This is a genomic window from Pedobacter sp. KH_004, from assembly GCF_057840755.1.
Genome location: NZ_CM174519.1, coordinates 326,899 through 347,691, shown reverse-complemented (window position 1 = coordinate 347,691; position 20,793 = coordinate 326,899). Strand labels below are relative to the sequence as shown.

Annotated in this window: 19 protein-coding genes; 9 read left to right on the top strand and 10 right to left on the bottom strand. The window is 37.2% G+C overall.

Annotated elements, in window-relative coordinates:
* Positions 1-75 precede the first annotated feature (75 nt).
* Together AC3ITD_RS01485 and AC3ITD_RS01480 are read left to right on the top strand one after the other, a co-directional pair.
* A complete protein-coding gene (locus AC3ITD_RS01485) occupies positions 76-474 on the top strand; it encodes an META domain-containing protein (RefSeq protein WP_265798249.1) in 399 nt (132 codons plus the stop codon).
* Positions 475-550: 76 nt separating this feature from the next.
* A complete protein-coding gene (locus AC3ITD_RS01480; protein ID WP_489363410.1) occupies positions 551-1,477 on the top strand; it encodes a YihY/virulence factor BrkB family protein in 927 nt (308 codons plus the stop codon).
* Between the two features lie 47 nt (positions 1,478-1,524).
* On the opposite strand, the gene AC3ITD_RS01475 is transcribed toward AC3ITD_RS01480, so the two are convergent.
* Both AC3ITD_RS01475 and AC3ITD_RS01470 read right to left on the bottom strand, forming a co-directional pair.
* Positions 1,525-2,115, bottom strand: coding sequence for a porin family protein (locus tag AC3ITD_RS01475; protein WP_265798247.1), 591 nt, complete (start codon positions 2,113-2,115; stop codon positions 1,525-1,527).
* Positions 2,116-2,136: 21 nt separating this feature from the next.
* A complete protein-coding gene (locus AC3ITD_RS01470) occupies positions 2,137-2,433 on the bottom strand; it encodes a hypothetical protein (protein ID WP_265798391.1) in 297 nt (98 codons plus the stop codon).
* A gap of 114 nt (positions 2,434-2,547) precedes the next feature.
* Between AC3ITD_RS01470 and AC3ITD_RS01465 the strand changes: the two genes are divergently transcribed.
* On the top strand, positions 2,548-3,696 hold the full coding sequence (locus tag AC3ITD_RS01465) for a tetratricopeptide repeat protein (protein WP_489363408.1): 1,149 nt from the start codon (positions 2,548-2,550) through the stop codon (positions 3,694-3,696).
* Here the strand turns inward: AC3ITD_RS01465 and AC3ITD_RS01460 are convergent.
* From AC3ITD_RS01460 to AC3ITD_RS01445, 4 genes are read right to left on the bottom strand one after another with little or no spacing between them, the layout of a single operon-like run.
* Positions 3,689-4,150, bottom strand: coding sequence for a DUF4268 domain-containing protein (locus tag AC3ITD_RS01460; protein WP_265798245.1), 462 nt, complete (start codon positions 4,148-4,150; stop codon positions 3,689-3,691). The genes AC3ITD_RS01465 and AC3ITD_RS01460 overlap by 8 nt on opposite strands.
* A gap of 17 nt (positions 4,151-4,167) precedes the next feature.
* A complete protein-coding gene (locus AC3ITD_RS01455; RefSeq protein WP_265798244.1) occupies positions 4,168-4,752 on the bottom strand; it encodes a riboflavin synthase in 585 nt (194 codons plus the stop codon).
* A 3-nt stretch (positions 4,753-4,755) separates the two neighbouring features.
* Positions 4,756-6,270, bottom strand: a complete 1,515-nt coding sequence (accC, locus tag AC3ITD_RS01450; RefSeq protein ID WP_489363405.1) for an acetyl-CoA carboxylase biotin carboxylase subunit — start codon at positions 6,268-6,270, stop codon at positions 4,756-4,758.
* 57 nt (positions 6,271-6,327) lie between these two features.
* Positions 6,328-7,350 (bottom strand): threonine aldolase family protein, encoded by a 1,023-nt coding sequence (locus tag AC3ITD_RS01445; RefSeq protein ID WP_489363403.1) that lies wholly within the window; start codon positions 7,348-7,350, stop codon positions 6,328-6,330.
* Between the two features lie 219 nt (positions 7,351-7,569).
* On the opposite strand from AC3ITD_RS01445, the gene AC3ITD_RS01440 reads away from it, so the two are divergent.
* Complete coding sequence (locus AC3ITD_RS01440; protein WP_265798241.1) at positions 7,570-8,430, top strand: N-acetylglucosamine kinase; 861 nt, start codon at positions 7,570-7,572, stop codon at positions 8,428-8,430.
* A 131-nt stretch (positions 8,431-8,561) separates the two neighbouring features.
* Here the strand turns inward: AC3ITD_RS01440 and AC3ITD_RS01435 are convergent, their stop codons facing one another.
* Complete coding sequence (locus AC3ITD_RS01435; protein ID WP_265798240.1) at positions 8,562-9,251, bottom strand: NUDIX hydrolase; 690 nt, start codon at positions 9,249-9,251, stop codon at positions 8,562-8,564.
* Between the two features lie 109 nt (positions 9,252-9,360).
* On the opposite strand from AC3ITD_RS01435, the gene pfkA reads away from it, so the two are divergent.
* The 3 genes from pfkA to gap all read left to right on the top strand — a co-directional run bounded on the left by pfkA (position 9,361) and on the right by gap (position 12,201).
* Positions 9,361-10,347 carry a 6-phosphofructokinase gene (pfkA, locus tag AC3ITD_RS01430; protein WP_265798239.1) on the top strand — a complete coding sequence of 329 codons (987 nt, stop codon included), beginning with the start codon at positions 9,361-9,363 and terminating at the stop codon, positions 10,345-10,347.
* Positions 10,348-10,481: 134 nt separating this feature from the next.
* The gene (locus AC3ITD_RS01425; protein ID WP_489363399.1) at positions 10,482-11,192 is read left to right on the top strand and encodes a hypothetical protein; all 711 of its coding nucleotides are present in this window, start codon (positions 10,482-10,484) and stop codon (positions 11,190-11,192) included.
* A gap of 7 nt (positions 11,193-11,199) precedes the next feature.
* Positions 11,200-12,201, top strand: coding sequence for a type I glyceraldehyde-3-phosphate dehydrogenase (gene gap, locus AC3ITD_RS01420; RefSeq protein WP_056851723.1), 1,002 nt, complete (start codon positions 11,200-11,202; stop codon positions 12,199-12,201).
* A gap of 746 nt (positions 12,202-12,947) precedes the next feature.
* Here the strand turns inward: gap and AC3ITD_RS01415 are convergent.
* On the bottom strand, positions 12,948-13,274 hold the full coding sequence (locus AC3ITD_RS01415; protein WP_489363397.1) for an RNA polymerase sigma factor: 327 nt from the start codon (positions 13,272-13,274) through the stop codon (positions 12,948-12,950).
* 191 nt (positions 13,275-13,465) lie between these two features.
* Here AC3ITD_RS01415 and AC3ITD_RS01410 point away from each other — a divergent pair, with 191 nt between their 5' ends.
* Complete coding sequence (locus AC3ITD_RS01410; RefSeq protein WP_416338744.1) at positions 13,466-13,798, top strand: DUF6660 family protein; 333 nt, start codon at positions 13,466-13,468, stop codon at positions 13,796-13,798.
* A gap of 48 nt (positions 13,799-13,846) precedes the next feature.
* A complete protein-coding gene (locus AC3ITD_RS01405) occupies positions 13,847-16,033 on the top strand; it encodes a TonB-dependent receptor (RefSeq protein ID WP_489363395.1) in 2,187 nt (728 codons plus the stop codon).
* A gap of 153 nt (positions 16,034-16,186) precedes the next feature.
* On the opposite strand, the gene glgB is transcribed toward AC3ITD_RS01405, so the two are convergent.
* Positions 16,187-18,151 (bottom strand): 1,4-alpha-glucan branching protein GlgB, encoded by a 1,965-nt coding sequence (gene glgB / locus AC3ITD_RS01400; protein ID WP_489363393.1) that lies wholly within the window; start codon positions 18,149-18,151, stop codon positions 16,187-16,189.
* Positions 18,152-18,250: 99 nt separating this feature from the next.
* Positions 18,251-20,713 (bottom strand): glycoside hydrolase family 31 protein, encoded by a 2,463-nt coding sequence (locus AC3ITD_RS01395; protein WP_265798234.1) that lies wholly within the window; start codon positions 20,711-20,713, stop codon positions 18,251-18,253.
* Positions 20,714-20,793 lie beyond the last annotated feature (80 nt).

The window sequence follows — 20,793 nt, the reverse complement described above, 5'->3', positions numbered from 1 at the left end:
TTAAACCAAACCATATTACTTTTGTAATTATGATCTTGGTTTAGTTTTTGATATAATTTTGAAAAATAAAAATCCATGAAAAATTTACTTATTTGTTGCCTGGTAGTGTGCCTATTTAGTGCTTGTTTAGAAAAATTTGACCAAAATAAATTGACTCAAACCAAATGGGAACTCACTGAACTACCAGGTTTAACTTTACCAACCACCGCAAAGGCAACTTTGAACTTCGGCGACAGTTTAAAAGTAACTGGTAAATCTTTTTGCAATAACTATGGCGGTAAGGCAGAGGTAGTTGATAATAAAATTATGCTTAGAAACTTATTTAGCACCAAAATGTTTTGTCAGGAAACCGATGCTGCAGAACGTGCTTATTTACAAGCAATTAATCAGGTTAATGCCGCAAAAATTGAAAACAACCAACTTACTTTATTAAACGGGACACAAAAGTTGTTGGTTTTTAGAAAAATAGATTAGCAACATTTTAAAAATTCAAAAGCCCGAAATAAACCTTTTTTAGTATTTTCGGGCTTTTAGTTTTTATATTGAAACAATGCCATTAAAAATCAACCTGGATTTTAAGTTCTTTTTTGCTACTGCTAGAAATGCTTTTTCTTTGTTTCAAAAAAACGACCCATTACGTTTAGCAGGGGCAACCGCATTTTTCACCAACTTTGCCCTTCCTCCCATTTTGATTATTTTAATCAGGTTGTTTGGGATGTTTACCGATAGGAGAATGTTGGCAACTAACCTGTTTGAGCGTTTGGCAAACATTCTTGATGATGACAGTATCCAACAAATTAGATCAACCTTAAGAAACATTCGGGGGGTAGATCAAGCCTGGTACATCACCCTTTTCAGTTTTATTTTTTTTCTTTTCGTAGCTACTACCCTTTTCAACGTGATCAAAAATTCGCTGGAACAAATTTGGAACATCGGACAAAAAGAGAAAAAAGGAGTTTTAAGTACATTAAAGTCTCGGGCAATTTCTGTGATAATTATCCTTTTGGCGGGCATTCTTTTTTTTATCGGCCTGCTTGCCGATAGTGTTCAAGCCATTATAGGTGCTTATTTAAAAACAAATTCTCCATCATTCGGATTGATTTTAACATCAATTTTAAATCAGATTGTATTTGTAATTATCGTTACAACCTGGTTTACCATGCTGTTTCGGTATTTAACCAATGGAAGGCCAACATGGAAAGCGGCATTTTCTGGTGGTTTACTTACAGGCTGCTTATTTACTGCGGGAAAATACATTTTGCGGATTTTGTTGCCACTCAGTAATATCAGCAACATTTATGGCTCTGCAGGGTCGCTCATTGTAATTATGCTGTTTGTATTTTATTCTTCCTTGATTTTTTACTTCGGAGCATCTTACATAAAGGCTTTAAGCATTGGTCGAGAAACACCGATTATTCCAAAAAATGGCTCTTACGCTTACGAGTTAACAGAAGTGGATACAGAGAAACCGGAATAAAAAAAAGCAAACCTTTCGATTTGCTTTCTTACATGGGATGCTTTTTTCTAGAATAATCTGTAACCAAGGCCTACAGTAAACAAATTTAATTTCGTTCCTGGATAACCTGATTTGTTAATTTTTGACAAACCAAGTTCGTACCTTGCTTCCAAACTAAGCTTCTTTATATCTACTCCCGCCCCAAATTGCCAAGCCAAAGCCTGGTTTTTAAAATCGGCTCTAAATACGCTCCCCGCAGCTTGCCCGAAACTCTGGTTTTCATCAATAATTAAAGAGAACATTGGCCCGGTATTTAATCTAACGCCGATACCAGCAGCGCCGAACTTTGTGCCTACCAACAAAGGCACATCTAAACTTGTGAAGCGAACTTTATTTACCTCTCCCGTTGCATCGCTAATTAAATCAGCTTTCTTGCCGGATAAATACAGTTCTGGTTGAAAATGGATTCCCGCTGCACCAATCCTGGCCCAAACTCCTCCGTAAAATCCAGCACGGTTATCACTGCTAAAAGTATTCTCCGAATCAAACTTGGAGAAGTTAGCTCCTGCTTTTAAACCAAACTGAAATGAGGGTAAAATTTGCGCACTTGCAAAAAAGCAAACCAATAAGAATGCTGCTGTTAAAGATAAAAATTTCATAATAGGGATGATTTAGAGTTCTTAGCTTGTTGCGTTGTTAATAGCTTCTTGTTCTTTCAAAGCATCAACATTGTTTTTATTGCCAAAATTTTCTGTGTTGTTAGCAAAATAGTCTAAAATAGATACAATAGTATCCAAATTGTCTGCCAGTCTTTGATGCATATCGCCAGCATCTTTTTCTAACCTTGTATCGCCAAGTTCAATATTATCAACTTCAATTTTACCAATCTTTTGAATAAGTGCCTGTTGCGAATTTTGTAAATCCTCAAGTTCACGCACAATCTTTTCCATTAATTCAAACTTCTTTAAAGTATTCATAGCTTTTGATTTTATACTGTTTCCTAATAAACCCATACCTGTCCATTTTGTTTTTATTCAATTTATTTGGAATTACAAAAAACAACTAATAAATTAGTTTAAAACTTTTCGAGTATGAAAAAATTCACTTTGGTTGCTGTGGGATTGATATGTAACATCTTTACTTTCGGCCAACAACTAGCGTTAGATAAAGACAAACTATTCGATTTCTATCAAAATCAGCGTTATGCAGAAGCTGCGGAATACCTCAAACAGAATTACGGAGAAAATACCGATGACTTAAAAGCTTTAACTCAAATGGGTTATTGTTTTTTAATGGCAGGTAATAATGTAGACGCAGAAAAATATTATTTGAAGGCCAATTCGCTACAAGCTAAAAGTTTGCCTATCCTTTTTAATTTGGCCAGCATTAATAACCGAAGAGGCAATACCGATAAAGCAAAACAGTATTATGGCGAAATTGTGAAAATTGATAGCAATAATTTTATCGTTTACAAGCTTTTGGCAAACCTGTATAACTCCAATAAAGACTCCTTAAAGCGTGTTTATTTACTAAAGGCAAATAAACTTATGCCTAATGACGGCGATGTTGCCGTAGATCTGGCAGAAGTTCATGCCTTATATCAAGATTATGGAAAAGCTTACGATGTTTTAAATGTTGCTATTGAAGCCGATAGTGAAAATTTTGTTTTACAGAGAACAAAACTGCCGATAGCTAATTATCTGAAGAAATATGATGAAGTAATTGTTGCTGGCGAAGCACTATTAAAGATTGGCCCGGACGCTGCAGTGATAAAAGATGTAGCAAAAGCTTACTACTTCACAAAAAAATATGATAAAGCAATTGCGTTGTTTACCCAATTGGAGAAAATGCAGATGCAGAATGAAAATACTTTATATTATACAACTCTATGTTATCGCTATTTAAAAAACTTTAAAATGGCAGCAATGTATGCGAAGAAAACAATTGAGGAGGGCATTTCGCCCAATATTCCTAACTATTACGCACTATTGGGTTTGGCTTACGAAGAGAACCAGCAATACTCATTGGCAAATGTTGCTTATAAAAAGGGACTTTTTTTTGATACCCACCCTACTTTGTATTATCGCCTTGCGATACTTTATGATACAAAATTAAAACAGTTTAAAACCGCCAAAAATTATTATAAACTTTATTTAAAAAGCAAACCCGATGTTAAGATAGACGAGCAGGAGATTAAATTTGCACAGGCAAGGATTGAGCAAATGGATTTAACTAAATAAGATCTTCGAAGACCGGCTTTACATGATCCCAAAATTCATCTAAAGCAATAATACGAGGTTTAAAGAATGATATAAGATCTGGCCAATGCTGTTGGTTGAAAACACTTACAGCGGCTAACGAAGTATAAATTTGACTTACTGTTCTGCCATAATCGTCGGTAGAATCCTTTGCCCAATCCCATTCTTCATTCATGATATTAGTAAACATAAGCTTAAATTCTTCAAACTGTTCGAAAATCAAATGCCTGATATCAGGATCGGAATGAGTAAGCTGAATGGCAATAATCGCCTGTTTGTTGGTCACATCCATTTTGAAAAAGATGTTTTTTACACCAGTTTTGTAATTCACCCAATGTACAGTTGATCCGCTTGCCGACGGAACAGGTTTCATATACTGCCCAAAGCTGATCCAAAATTGTTGCCTTAACCTCGCCGCTTCCTCTTTACTATACATGTTATAAAAGTTCGTAATTATTTATTCATTAAACGGGCTACATATTTACCAATAATATCGAACTCTAAATTTACGGTATCGCCCACTTCAACTTGATGTAAATTGGTATGCTCAAAAGTATAGGGAATGATGAAAACCGAAAACTCATCAGCTTGGGAGTTGACAACCGTTAAGCTGATGCCATTTACGCAGGCAGAACCTTTTTCAACCGTAACGTTTCCAGCTGATGCATCATATTTAAAACGATACTCCCAACTGCCATCCAATTCTTCCCTTTTCACGCAAACGGCAGTCTGATCTACATGGCCTTGAACAATATGCCCATCCAAACGGGCGTTCATTTGCATGCAACGCTCCAGGTTAATTTTACTCCCTACCTTTAGATAACCGAGGTTGGTTTTACTTAAAGTTTCATCAATTGCAGTAACAGTATGTGTATCTTCTGTTAAGCCTACAACGGTAAGACAAACCCCATTGTGTGCTACGCTCTGGTCAATTTTAAGCTCGTGGCTAATAGCCGAAGAAATAGTGAAATGAATATTAGTATGATCGGTTTTGATGGCTTTTACTTCGCCCAGGTTTTCTATAATTCCAGTAAACATTACTTAAAGTTTAATTCTATTTTTTCTCCAATTGGAGGGTTCTGCAACTGTGCTATGCAACTTTTCAGCCTCTTTCTTATTATCAAAAAGCCTAACTGCAACCAGGGCCGCTATCAAAGCTTCTGTCTCGTCGGCGCTTTTCAGGCTTTCGGCATTAAAGTATTTGCCAACAAAATGAGTATCAAAATCTCCAGTTCTAAACGCTTCATGCTGCATCACAAATTTACCAAAACCCAAAGTAGTTTCAATCCCAGTAATATCATATTCGTCAATTGCCCTGATCATTCTTTGGATAGCTTCTTCCCTATCTTTTCCAAAAGTAATTAGTTTTGCAATCATAGGATCGTAATAGATAGGTATTTCCATGCCTTGCTCAAAGCCATCATCTACCCTTACGCCATTGCCTTTCGGCGTTTTGTACATTTGCAACGTACCAATATCTGGTAAGAAATTATTATTAGGATCTTCGGCATAAACGCGCAATTCAACTGCATGACCGTTTATTGTTAAATCTTCCTGATTAAAACTAAGGGCTTCGCCCGAGGCGATTTTTATCTGTTCTTTTACTAAATCTATTCCAGTGATCAATTCTGTAACCGGATGCTCTACTTGCAAGCGGGTATTCATTTCCAAGAAGAAAAAATCGAGGTTTTCATCCAGAATAAATTCAACCGTTCCTGCACCGGTATAATTTACAGATCGAGCTACGTCAACCGCACACTTGCCCATCCTTTCTCTAATTTCAGCAGTTAGCACGGATGACGGTGCTTCTTCTACCACCTTCTGATGTCTCCTTTGAACTGAGCACTCACGTTCGAAAAGATGAACAATATTACCATGCTCATCGCCCAATACTTGAATTTCGATATGCCTTGGTGAGGTAACATATCTTTCTATAAAAACTGCTCCATCTCCAAAAGCTGAGGTAGCTTCACTTACGGCCACCTGCATTTGTTCTTCGAAAGCATCTACAGATTCTACAATTCGCATGCCTTTGCCCCCTCCACCCGCAGCAGCTTTTATTAAAATCGGAAAACCAACCTCAACAGCTCTTGCTTTAGCCTCCGAAACGTCTTTTATGGCCTCTTCTGTACCAGGAACCATTGGAATATTATACTTAAGCGCTGCCGCCTTTGCCGATAACTTGTTTCCCATAATTTCCATCGCTTTCGCCGAAGGGCCAACCAATATTAACCCCGCCTCGGCAACCTGTTGTGCAAAACTTGCATTTTCAGAAAGAAAACCATAACCAGGATGAATGGCATCAGCTCCTGTTTCTTTACAAGCCTGGATAATTTTTTCACCTACCAAATAGCTCTGGTTAGAAGGTGCAGGTCCGATAAAAATTGCTTCATCTGCATAGCGAACATGCAATGAATTGCGATCAGCTTCTGAAAAAACAGCAACCGTTTGGATACCCATTTCTTTTGCCGAACGCATGATTCTCAAGGCAATTTCACCGCGATTGGCGATAAGGAGTTTGGATATTTTAAGCTGTTTTTTATCTGGTATCGACATCTGGCTAGAATTTATTAAGTTATTTTTTAGTATCCTTAAAGAAAAATCAATCTGTTATTACAAATGTAAAATTATTTCGATAGCCTCATCAATCATCGATTGATTAAGGCCCAAATGTGTAACCAACCTGATGGTGCTTGCACTTGTGGTATTGCAGTGAAGGCCTTTTTCTTGCAGCTGATCAACGATTTTTTGAGCCGTTCCTTTCGCTACCTCGAAAATCAAAATATTGGTTTCTACCGGCATAATCGAATTAACGAAACCGGTTCGTGCCAAGGCAACCGCCAATGCTTTTGCATGAGCATGATCTTCCTTCAATCTTTCTACATGATGATCAAGCGCATAAATACCTGCAGCAGCTAAAAACCCTGCCTGACGCATACCTCCACCAAAAGCTTTTCTGATTTTCCGGGCTTTGGTAATCATATCTTGTGATCCCAATAATACTGACCCTACAGGCGCACCCAACCCTTTTGATAAACAAATTGAGATTCCGTCAAAATATTTTCCATAGGCACTCGCCTTGTCGCCGGTGGCTACGAGCGCATTGAAAACCCGGGCACCATCTAAATGTAGTTTTAGTCCTTTTATGTTACATAAGTGATGGATCGGCGCAATTTGATCCAAAGTATAGCATTTCCCGCCTCCCTTATTGACCGTATTTTCCAGAACCACCAGGCTCGAATTTGGGTAATGAATATTATCTTCGTTAATTTCTGGCTCAATCAATTCAGGCGTAAGAATCCCGCGATCGCCATAAAGTAACCTCACAGATGCGCCCGAATGATAGGCAATGCCACCAATCTCGTATCGATAAACGTGAGCGGTTTGATCACAAATCACTTCATCCATAGGTTGCGTAAAACATTTAATAGCAATTTGATTGGTCATTGTTCCGGATGGACAGAATAAGCCTGCCTCCATATTAAACATCAATGCCAATTTCTGCTCGAGTGCGGCTACCGTTTCATCTTCCCCGAAAACGTCGTCGCCAACTTTGGCGCTCATCATCGCCTCTAGCATTCCGGCAGTTGGCTTTGTTACTGTATCACTTCTAAAATCTAAAAATCTGCTTTTCATTTTTGTATGAAATGTAAATATTTTTTACGGTTATAAAAAAAGACCAATGCCTTTTCTGGTATAATTTTAAGGTTTTTAGCCCATCAAGCGATGTATATAGTGTATTTTTTACACACTTAATTTTAACCAACATCAAATTGTTAAAAAATTATTAAAAAAAAAGATACAAAATATAAGAGTTTTTATACTTTTATCGTGCTAAAACCAAAAATAAATAAAATGATAGTAATTGCAGACGGTGGATCAACCAAAACAAATTGGTGCTTGATTAACGAGGCCGGCAGAAAAATTTACTTTAACACCGAGGGTTACAATCCATATTTTTCCAAAGGAGAATACATTGTTAAGTCTTTGAATGAAACTCTTCCAGACCACTTGGAAAGAGAAAAATTAACAGGAGTTTACTATTATGGTGCTGGATGTTCTACCCCGGGCAATGTAAAAATTGTGGCTGATGCCATGAAACAGGTTTTTACTAATGCCGAGATTTTCGTTGGTCATGATTTGCTTGCTTCTTGCAGAGCACTTCTTGGAAACGAGCCGGGATTTGCTGCTATTTTAGGTACAGGAACCAATTCATGTCTATACGATGGAACAGACATTACGTTGAACATCGATTCACTAGGTTACTTTTTAGGTGATGAGGGAAGTGGTTCTTTTATCGGTAAACGCATTTTGAGCGATTACATGAAAGGGTATATGCCGAAAGGATTGCGTGAAGCATTTTACGATAATTATGCTTTAACAAACGAGGATATTTTCGATAATATCTACAACAGGCCCTTGCCAAATCGTTTCTGCGCTAGCTTTAGTAAATTCTTATACGATTTTAAAGATAATTATGAAGATTATGCATTTAGCACAATCGATTATGCTTTTACCTCGTTTTTTGAGGCGTTGGTTATTCACTATCCAAACTATAAAGATCACAAATTGAACTGCGTAGGATCAGTAGGTTATAGTTTCCGTGATATTTTAAGTATTGTAGCTGATAGATACGAAATGGGTGTTGGAAAAATCATTCGCTCTCCTATAGATGATTTAGTGCATTATCACTTAGAGTTAGCTCCAAAGAAATAGTTTGGAGTTGGGAGTCTTGAGTTCAGACTCGAGAGTCAATCTTTATAAAACAAATAAGCCAGATTTGAAATTTCAAATCTGGCTTATTTGTTAAGAGCTCTTTATTGACACTTTGTCTTTCAACTCTTAACTTAAAAAGAAATCTCCTTACCAAAAAGTTTAGCGTACTTTCTTTTATCAAAACGATACAAAGTAGCTGCTCGGTATGAAACCCCTTTTTGTTTTTCATCCAATTCTTTTAAAACACCAAAACTTACAATTTTTTTTCTGAAATTTCTTTTATCAAGCTTTTTACCCAATATCAGCTCATAAACATGCTGCAGTTGCGTCAGCGTAAACTTTTCTGGCAAAAGCTCGAAAGCAATTGGTTGATGTTTAATTCTCCGTTTAATTTTTTCTAAACCTTTATCATAGATCTTTTGGTGATCGAAAGCTAGTTTTGGCAAATCAGTAATGGGTAACCAGTTTGCCCTTTTTGCATAAGTACTGATGGGACGAAGTTCTTTATCGCCCCCCAAACGGATCAAAGCATAATACGCCAAAGTAATTACCCTACCCTGCGGGTGCCTATTAGGATCGCCAAAAGCATAATATTGCTCCATATAAATGCCACGGAGACCGGTAAGTTCATATAAAATTCTAGAGGCTGATTGATCTAAACTTTCATCGGCACCAACAATGTTACCGGGCAGTGCCCACCAATCTTTAAATGGTTCTTCATTCCTTTCAATGAGAAGGATTTTTAATTCCTTTCCATCAAATCCAAACAAAACGCAATCTATCGAGAATACTGAATCTAAATGAGGTAAAATTTGTTCCAAGGTAAAATTTAGTTATTTTAAGCAGATAAAGGTATGACTTTCAATATTAAGTAAAAAAAATAAAAAAAATTACTTAGTGTAAAAATTACACACTATATTCGTATCATAGATGGAGCCAAATATTAAAAATATAGCTGTACTTACTTCTGGTGGCGATGCCCCAGGAATGAATGCCGCAATCAGAGCTGTTGTTCGTACCGGAATATATCATGGCATTAACATGTTTGGTGTTATGCAAGGATATCAAGGACTGATAACCGATAATATAAAACCAATGGATGCCCGATCTGTAAGCAATATTTTACACTTGGGCGGAACGATTTTAAAGACCGCACGTTGCCTTGAATTTAAAACTGATGAAGGACAACAAATAGCCTATAATAACTTAAAGAAAAATAATATCGATGGATTAGTGGTTATTGGCGGCGATGGAACCTTCACTGGTGCTAAGAGGTTTTCAGAAACTTTCGGCGTTAAAGTAATCGGTATCCCTGGCACTATTGATAACGATTTAGTGGGTTCGGATTTTACACTGGGGTATGATACCGCCATTAATACCGTTATTGAAGCAATAGATAAAATTCGGGATACTGCAGATGCTCATGATCGTTTATTTTTTATCGAAGTAATGGGAAGAGATTCCGGCTGTATTGCTTTAAGAAGCTCGATAGCCAGTGGTGCAGAAGCGGTTTTATTACCAGAGAGAGAAACCAGCGTAACCGAATTAATTGATAAACTCGCTTTGGGCGCTGCAACAAAAAAATCATCGAGTATTGTTATTGTTGCCGAGGGTCACAAGCAAGGTGGTGCTTACGATATTGCCAAGAAGGTGAAGGAAACTTTTGATCATTACGATACCAAAGTAACCATCCTCGGCCATTTGCAACGTGGCGGAAGTCCAAGTAGTTTTGATAGGATTTTGGGCAGTAGACTGGGATTTGCAGCAGTTAACGCCTTGATTGCTGGACAAACAGAGCAAATGGTTGGCTTAAAAGGCAATGAAATAAAATTAACCAGCATTGCGGAAGCTTTAACAGCACACAGCTTCAAACTGGAACCAGATTTAATGGAAATGACTGAAGTTTTATCTATATAATCATGATAGCAGTAGTTTACAGTGGATCGAGAACAGCATTTTGGAAATTAACCCAAAATGGGCAGATTGTAGGACATTGCAATACCGCTGGTATTAATCCAACTTTTGTAGATTCGAAAATGCTGCTGCAGATTTTGAATAAAAAGGTAGTTTTAGTTAACAACGCTGAAAACATAAAGAAAATTTATTTCTTTGCCGCTGGTGCTTCATCGCCTGGTCGTAAAGAAGAACTCTCAAAAACTTTATCTTCATTTTTTAGGTATAGTAAAGTTTTTGTTGAGGATGACCTATTCGGTGCGGCAAAAGCTGCATGCTATGATAAGCCAGGAATTGTTGGGATGTTGGGCAGCGGCTCACATTGTGCTTTTTTTGATGGCAAAAAACCAATAATGAATAATTTTGGATTAGGCTACATCCTTGGAGACGAAGGGTCATCAAATTATTTTGGAAAAATGCTTCTGAAAGATTTCTTGAGTCAGAAATTGCCAGGTGATTTGGAAGCAAAATTTATTGGAAACTACAATTTAGATCGCCCTCAGATATTAGAAAGAATATACAATAAGCCACATGCGAATATTTTTCTAACTTCATTTTTTGATTTTTTCACTCAAAATATTGAACATGAATATATTATTAAGCTAATTGATAATGGATTTGAAAAATATTTTCAAACCTACATTTTACCGACGGTAGAAAAATATGGAAAAGAAGATATCCATTTTGTGGGTAAAGTTGCTGCAGAATTAGAAGACAGATTGCTACTTACCGCAGCGAAGCATCAGATTAAAATAAAAACGATTATTAAAGAACCAATACTAAATTTATTAAAACATTACACTAATTAACAAAACAATGAGCAAAATTGGAATAAACGGCTTTGGCCGTATCGGCAGACTGGTTTTCAGAGCTGCCCTTAAAAGAGGATTAGATATTGTAGCAATTAACGATTTAATTGAGCCAGATTACATGGCTTATATGTTAAAATATGATTCAACTCATGGCAAGTTTGACGGAACAATTGAAGTTGTTGATGGAAATTTAGTTGTTAATGGAAAAACAATCCGTGTAACAGCAGAAAGAAATCCAGCTGATTTGAAATGGGATGCTGTAGGTGTTGAAGTAGTAATTGAATCTACTGGCCTATTTTTAACACGTGCAGATGCTGAAAAACACATCGCTGCAGGTGCTAAAAAAGTTGTTTTCTCTGCACCAGCTAAAGATGCTGATATCCCTACTTATGTAATGGGCGTTAACCACCATAAATTAACTGCAGATCAAACTATCGTTTCAAACGCATCATGTACTACAAACTGTTTAGCGCCAATTGCTAAAGTTTTAAATGATAACTTCGGTATTGTAGAAGGTTTAATGAGCACGATCCATGCAGTTACCGCAACGCAAAAAACTGTTGATGGTCCTTCTGCTAAAGACTGGAGAGGTGGCCGTGGTGGTTTCTCAAACATCATCCCTTCATCAACCGGCGCTGCAAAAGCAGTAGGTATGGTACTTCCTGAGTTAAAAGGAAAACTTACCGGTATGTCATTCCGTGTTCCTGTTGCCGATGTTTCTGTTGTTGACTTAACAGCACGTTTAGAAAAACCAGCAACTTATGAGCAAATTAAGGCAGCTATGAAAGCAGCTTCTGAAGGTGAATTAAAAGGTGTATTGGCCTATACTGAAGACGAAGTGGTATCATCAGATTTTATTGGCGATGATCATGCTTCTATTTTCGATGCAAAAGCTGGTATTTCATTGAATGATAACTTTGTTAAAGTTGTTTCTTGGTACGATAACGAATGGGGATATTCATCAGCCCTGGCTAAATTCGTGGAATACTACGGTAGCTTGAAATAAATTTAAATAAATATTAAAATTAGGAAAGCGGCAATGTCTCAAACATTAGCCGCTTTTTCTATATAAAAAAATATTTCACTAATAAAATTAAAATTATTTTGCCCGAATTTTAGCTAATAAAATTTTTTCTAGCCTATTATTCCGTTTAAAAATGAAGAATACACTATAAAAAGGCCAAAAAATTCGCTCATCCTTAATTTTTAACCTTTAATTAACAATTTGATAGCTTAAAAAAATTGAAAAAATCACGATTTAACAATTACTTAACATAATTTCAGCTTATATTTGCATTTAAGTCGTTTTTAAAGCCTCAATCTTTCAAAAAATCAATTGTAAATAAAAAATGACAAAAAAAATATTTAAAAATTTGTTAGTGTATTTTTTACACTATGAATTTTTTTACTATATTTGTAGAGTAATAAACGGAACGATGTTTGTTTACAATAAAAAAGATAAAAACATCCTTACTGAAACTTAAGTTTCGAATAGGATTCAAGACAAAGCCTGGCTCATAACAGGTTTATATTTGGTTAGAAAAAAAGGAGACGCTTGGATGAGGTCTCCTTTTTCTTTTACAGCAAATTCCAGATAGCTGATTATTTTTTTTTCAACAGACAATAGTTGTAATAATCGTTTAGGATTATAAACAAGAACAGATTGAGGATCAAGCAAAAAAGTTGGGGAGTTGAGAAGTTTATTTAATTTTGTTCAACATTATTATTTTGGACAGCTTTGATAAGCTTTAACTAAGAGTTAGCTTTTGAAAGATTGATATGTTTTGCTGCAATTTGATTTATCCAAGTAAACAGCTTGATCTTGTTTTCATCATAAGCCGGGATTGAATACCAAACTTCAATAAAAACATTTTCCAAAACCACCGCTGCCTTGTCTTGATCGACACAAGCTCTGAGTATATTGCCGTAAATAGCAGAAGCATATTTATGATAGAGCATCTTAAATGCACCATCTTCTTTTGCTCTTAACTGATCTGAGAATGCCACTTCATCGGATAACCAAACTTTGAAGATTTGATCTGATTCGCAATCCTGAATTTCCGTGGTTGACAACTGCATTTTGTAGGGCTAATAAACTGATAACACAGTGATGCCTATATTGTTCTTTGCTGCCCAGAGAATCAAACAACTGGTTGGAATACAACCAAAACGAGTAAATTTTTCGTTGAATGGAGCGCATTATTTGTTACTAAATTTAAAACAAATTAAAATCCAGAAGTATTTAGAGATGATTTGTACCTTTGCATGGAATGAAGATCTTAATCTACTTATTAAGCTTTATAATCATCAGTTTATCCTGCATCAATTGTGAGGATGTTATGGCTATGGTTAGTCATTCTGAAATATCGAGCGCCAGTATAGAAAAATCTAAAGGCATAACTGAGCAAGATAATTGCTCTCCATTATGTACCTGCAATTGTTGTGGTCAGCTTTTGATAGCAAACGTTCCGATTTCTATTCCAAAAATACTGAAAAGATCAATTCCGAAAAAAGAGTCAAACGCTTACAACAGTAATTTCATTTCCAGCTACGTACAAAATATCTGGCAACCGCCAAAATTGAATAATCACTTTAACGGGTAACCGTTGAATTCAGGACTACATCCATTTATTCAATTTTACAATACATCAATGCGAAAAATAATTTTATTGTTCTGCACAGTTTTGTGCATTACAACTGCTTATGCACAGAATTCATTTAAAATAATAGTCAAGAATAAGGACACCAAAGGCACTTTGAGTGATGCAACTATCTTATTAAAAAACACCACTATTGTTGCTAAAACTTCAGCCGATGGCATAGCAGTACTCAACAATATCCCAAATGGGAAGCAAACACTGATTATCAGAAATGTCGGTTTTCAGGAACAACAATTAGCACTTCTATTCCCTAATAATCAAGATCAACCATTGGAAATTTTAATGGAAGAAGCTGAGGAGGAACTCGAAGAGGTGATTGTATCTTCTACCAGAACAAGCAGAACTATCCAAAATACGCCTACCAGAGTAGAAACCATTGAACTGGAAGAAATAGACGAGAAAAGCAACATGCGCCCCGCAAATGTGTCCATGATTTTGCATGAAAGCACCGGTATTGCAGTACAACAAACTTCAGCAACAAGTGCAAATGCCAGTATTAGGATCCAGGGTTTGGATGGGAGGTACACCCAACTTTTAAAAGATGGTTACGCCAGTTTTGGAAATTTTGCCAGCGGATTGAGCATCTTAGAAATTCCGCCGCTGGATCTAGCCCAGGTTGAAATTATCAAAGGTCCATCTTCTACCCTTTTTGGTGCTGGTGCAATTGCAGGTGTGGTCAATTTTATATCACGGTCTCCGAGAGAAAAGGCCGATCTCAATTTCATCCTTAACCAATCGAACGTTGGGCAAACCAATATTGGAGCTTTTACCATGCAGAGAAGCAAAAAAATTGGCTACAGCCTACTTGCACTTAGTAATTTTCAAAAGGCATACGATGTAGACAAAGACGATTTTACCGAGCTGCCAAAAACCAGTGATTTCACCATTCACCCTAAGCTGTTTATTTATCCAAGCGATAAAACCACCATTGTTATTGGCAATGCGTTTACAAAGAGTGAAAGAACTGGAGGGGACATTTTTGTAGTAAACGATGGAGTTGATGCGAATCACCGTTACTTTGAGGCTAATAATACCATCCGAAACACCACGACACTAGATTTCAGCTATCAAACTGCAGAAAAAGATTTGCTAAAAGTAAAAACTAGTTTCAATTATTTTAAACGTGGAATAGCCATTCCCGATTATAATTTTAATGGGGTGAACTATAACTCGTACACTGACATTAGTTATTTAAGAACTTTGAAAGATCAAAGTTTAATTTTTGGCGGTAATGTGGTTTATGATAAATTTAATGAGCAAGACCAAACGCTTTTTAAAAAGGATTTCACAACCAGAACAGCTGGCGTTTATGCACAACATACTTGGGATATTTCGGATAAGTTTAAGTTGGAAAGCGGTTTACGAGCCGATTTCGTTAACTACTTTAACGCCAATTATAGTGAAGATGAGAACTTCATTTTACCCCGTGTGTCTGCACTATATAAATTTGATGATCATTGGAGCTCGAGAATTGGCGGTGGATTAGGCTATAAAACGCCTACCCTTTTTACAGAGCAAACAGAAACTTTCCAATACCAAAACCTGCAAGCACTAAATAATGTAAAAGCAGAAAGAAGTTACGGTGGGACAGCCGATGTAAATTATAGAACAAGCATAGGTGACGATTGGCTAATTAGCTTCAATCAAATGTTTTTTTATACCCGAATTAATAACTCCACCATTTTACTTCAACAAGCAAACGGCAGTTTCTTTTTCGATAATACCAAAGCACCTGTTACAAGTTTAGGGTTTGAAACCAATGCGAAAATAATTTTCCATGAATATTTTAAACTTTTTGCCGGTTATACATTTACCGATGCAAAGGCCGATTATCTACCCGTAATCCAGAATATTAGATTGCTACCAAAAAATAAACTTAACCTGGCCTTACTTTATGAAAAGGAAGGAAACTTTAAAATGGGTTTAGAAGGTTATTTTACCGATAAACAATACTTATACAATAACCAGCAAACCAACGCTTTTTGGGAGTTTGGTTTTATGGCCGAAAAGATTTTTGGAAAGTTTTCAATTTTTATAAACGCCGAAAATTTTACCGACACCAGGCAAAGCAGATATAAAAGTGTAGTTAACGGATCGCACCTAAACCCTACGTTCGACGACATCTGGACCCATACAGAAGGTAGAACCTTCAACGGCGGCATCAAGTTTAAACTATAATATTTATTTATAGAAATAAACTTGTAACTATCAGCTCTTATCGTATCTTTGCAACCTCCTTGGAAGCTTCCACTCCAAGGATTAAGAAAGCTTTTCAGCAATGAAAGGCTTTTCTTATTTAGACGTTTTCTTCATCTAAAGCTTTAGATGCTCCTATTTACTTTTAAAAATTGTAACAGCCAACGGTGGTAGCGTAATATCAATCGAATACTCTTGATGATTATAGCCAACAGCGTTAGGCACAATATCTCCCCTATTATTGATGCCACTTCCGTAATAGATGATATCGTCAGAGTTAAATATTTCCTGCCATTTGGTTTTAAAAGGCACACCGATACGATAGTTTTCCCTTACTACAGGGGTAAAATTCAAGGCAATTATTAAAGTATCTTTCGCCTTTGGTCCCTTCCTCATAAATGCAAAAACCGATTCGCTTGCATTATCGGCATCCAACCATTGAAAACCTTCATAACTAAAATTAAAATGATATAAGGCAGGCTCTTTCCGATACAGGAAATTTAATGCCTTAACAGTTTCCTGCATCCCTTTATGTGGTGCATATTGAAGCAAATGCCAATCTAATGATTTAGTAAAATTCCATTCATTGGTATCTGCAAACTCATTGCCCATAAAAAGCAACTTTGCTCCAGGATGGGTAAACATGTAGCCGTAAAGTGCCCTTAAATTGGCGAATTTCTGCCAATCATCTCCAGGCATCTTATAAAGCATAGGCGATTTACCATGAACCACTTCATCATGCGAAAAAGGAAGCATGAAGTTTTCGGTAAAAGCATAAGTCATGCTAAAACTTAATTGATTATGGTGGTGCTTTCTACCCAGCGTATCAACCTTGAAATATTTTAAGGTATCATTCATCCAGCCCATCATCCATTTCATACCGAAACCTAAACCACCCGCATGAACCGGATGGGTAACGCCAGGATATGTGCTACTTTCTTCGGCAATGGTTTGAACCCCTTCAAAATCACCATATACAGCCACATTAAGATCTTGAAGAAATTTAATTGCGCCGAAGTTTTCAGGGCCGCCCTGATCATTTGTTGCGGCATCACCATCCTCACGAGAGAAGTTAAAATACAACATCGATGCCACCGCGTCAACACGCAATCCGTCGGCATGATACTGATCCAGCCAAAATATCGCGTTACTGATTAAAAATGAGCGCACTTCGGGCCTGTCGTAATTAAAAATATAAGATTTCCAATCGGGATGAAACCCCTTACGCATATCGGCATGCTCATATAAATGCGTTCCGTCGAATTCATAAAGGCCATGTCTATCTCCAGGAAAGTGCGATGGAACCCAATCTAAAATGACCGCGATATTCGCTTTGTGAAGTGCATCAATAAGGTACATCAAATCTTCAGGTGTTCCGTAACGGGAGCTTGCACCAAAGTAGCCTGTTATTTGATATCCCCAACTTGGAAAGAATGGAAACTCCATAACCGGCATTAACTCTACATGGGTAAAACCCATTTCCTTAATATATGGAACCAATCGGCCCGCAACCTCCCTGGCTGTTAACACCCTTGTAGGATTGCCCGGATCGCGTTCCCAAGAGCCTAAATGCAATTCATAAACCGAGATAGGCTGATCGAGTGCATTAAGCTTTGGCCTCTTTGCCAGCCATGATTTATCTTTCCAGGTATAATCGGTATCCCACACAATAGATGCCGTTTGGGGCGGATGTTCCCATTTACGGGCATAAGGATCGCCTTTTAAATGTTCAGATTCATCAAATCCTTTAACAAAATATTTATATACATCGCCTTTTGCCAAGCCAGGAAGAAAACCTTCCCAAATGCCCGATTTATCCCACCGTTTACTTAATGGATGACCCGTATTATTCCAATCATTAAAATCTCCAACAACACTTACTCTTGTAGCATTAGGCGCCCAAACGGCAAAATAAGTTCCAGCGGTTTTCTCCAGAACAACAAGATGAGAACCCATTTTTTCATACAACCTAAAATGCTTTCCGACCAAGAAAAGATCAATATCATAATCGGTAAACAAACTGTGTACCCAAACTGATTTACTGGTGTCGATTTTTGTTAAAGCTGCTTTTGTATCTGAAACTTTCTTTGTTTTTGACATAATCTTTTTGGCTAGACGTATTTAGATGTGAGATCGGAGTTAAAAACTCCCAAATAATCATTAGCCCCAAAAACTAAACAGCATTTGGGGCTAAAAGATTTAAAGACTTAGAATCTGTATTTCGGCAAATGTTTTAAGGCACTTAAAGTGAAGAACATTTTTATCATCAGTATAAAAATCAGTTACCTCTTTATTATCCACTATAATTTTTTTCACCTTAAATTTAACGCCCATTACATTACAAGCATAAAACTCATAATTAGGTGTATACAAGCCTTCTATCCGTTGATTAACTTTCAAAAGTTGGTTATCTGCTTTAACAGTAAACTTTTTTTCCAAGTAAATATCTTGCTCAAAGGCAAAAGTATCGCCGTGATCTTCATACATGTATGAGTTCACTTCGTAATCGCTTTGGTAAATATTTAAAGTTACTTCTGTGATTGATTTCTCATCCACATACTGCATCACCGGATACTCTGGAATAACCGAACCTGCTCTTACAAACATTGGCATGCTATCAATCTTCGCCTCCACCGTGTATTCGTTGCCACCGTCTAACACTTCATTTGTCCAGAAATTGTACCAGGTTCCTTTTGGAAGATATACTTTCCTTGAAATTGCCCCCTGCTCTAAAACAGGACAAATCAATAATTTATCTCCATAACAAAATTCATCCTGGCGGAAACTGTTGCTGATATTTTCTTGCTCAAGCATCACTAATGGACGCAAAATCGGAAATCCGTAACGGTGATGCTCCCAGAAAACGGAGTACAGGTAAGGCATTAAACGATACCTCAACTCAATAAATTTTCTATTGATATCTTCGAAGAATTCGCCAAAGCTCCAAGGTTCACGTTCTGCGGTATCACCTGCAGAGTGTGCTCTCATAAAAGGAGAAAAAGTACCCAACTGAATCCAGCGGGTGAATAATTCGCCATCAGGCTCCCCACTAAAACCGCCAATATCGGTTCCGCAAAAAGGAACGCCTGAAACTGATAACCGTTGGCATTGAATGTTACCAATTTTTAGATGTTCCCAAGTGGCAATGTTATCACCTGTCCACACGCTGGCATAGCGTTGCATACCTGAATAACCAGCTCGGGTGATGGTAAAAGGACGTTTATTGCGCATCAGCTTTTTCAAACCTTCGTAGGTTGAACGCACCATTTGCATGCCATAAACATTGTGTGCCTTGCGGTGCGAGCCACGGTAACCGTCGTAATTGTGGCGAACATCGTTAGGAAAAGTGCCCGAACCAAAAACTGCAGGTTCGTTCATATCGTTCCAGAAACCCGCAACACCCATATCAACTAATTCTTCATATAATTTGCCCCACCATTTCCGCACTTTAGGATTTGTAAAATCAGGAAACTGGCAACGGCCCGGCCAAACATGGCCTTCCATAAAATAATCATCGCTTCGGCGGCAGAAATATTTATTGTCCTTTCCTTCTTTGAAAACCCAATAATCATCATCCACCTTAATTCCCGGGTCGATCATTACTACAGTTTTAAAACCATCATCAGAAAGTTCTTTGATCATTCTGCGTGGATCGGGGAAATATTTTTTATTCCAGGTGAAACAACGATAACCATCCATATAATCGATATCCAAATAAATGGCATCACATGGGATTTTACGGTCTCTAAATTGTTTCGCTATTTCTTTAACCTTAGTCTCAGGGTAATAACTCCAGCGGCACTGTTGGTAACCTAAAGTCCATTTTGGAGGCATAGGATGCGTACCCGTTAAACTTGCATAACGTTTAACCACATCCATGATATGTGGACCATGTATGTAATAGTATTGCAATTCTCCCCCATCTGCCCAAAAACTCGTTTTAGAAACATCTTCGCCACCAAAATCGAAATACGATTTGAAGGTGTTATCAAAGAAGATTCCGTACGCAGCCTGATTATGAAGCCCGATGTAAAAAGGTATTGTTCTGTAAAGTGGATCCTGGTTCCAGCCGAAAGAATAAGCATCGGTGTTCCAGTTTTCGAAACGGCGACCACGTAAATTGAAATTACCCGATTTATCACCTAAGCCAAAGAAGTTTTCTTCGGGATGGCATTTTTTCGTGGCATAAATATAGTAGCCTCCAAAATCGGTGTTTTCTTCCCAGTGCATAGAATTCGCCTCATCAACCATCACCAAGTTCGTAATGTTATCATGAAATGAAACATGAAAATTGGCTTTTTCTATTTTACAGGTAACCGAATGGGTTGATACGGTGTAATGATCTTCGTGCTCCTGCATTTTAAATACAGAAACTTTTTGATCTACTTCAGGCACTGCATAAGAAAAATCATCCAAAAATACACCATGTGGCGCCAGGCGAACGCGAATAATTTCATCGCTCACTACCCGGATCTCTACTTTAGCATCACCATCTGAAAAATAAAAACGGTTACCTTCTTTCTTAACTTTCTTTACTGTGCCGAGATATTGTTTAACAATAGGCTTAACAGATATATCAACTGGGTTATTTAGATGCTGTATTTCTTGTTCCTTATCGATCAGATCACTTACCTCGTTTATTTTGTCGTTATTCTCTTCCATCCTTATTTATTCAAAAATTTAATTTAATAGCTCTTAAACTGGGATGTGCTTAAGAAAGTACTATAATACAAATATTTTAT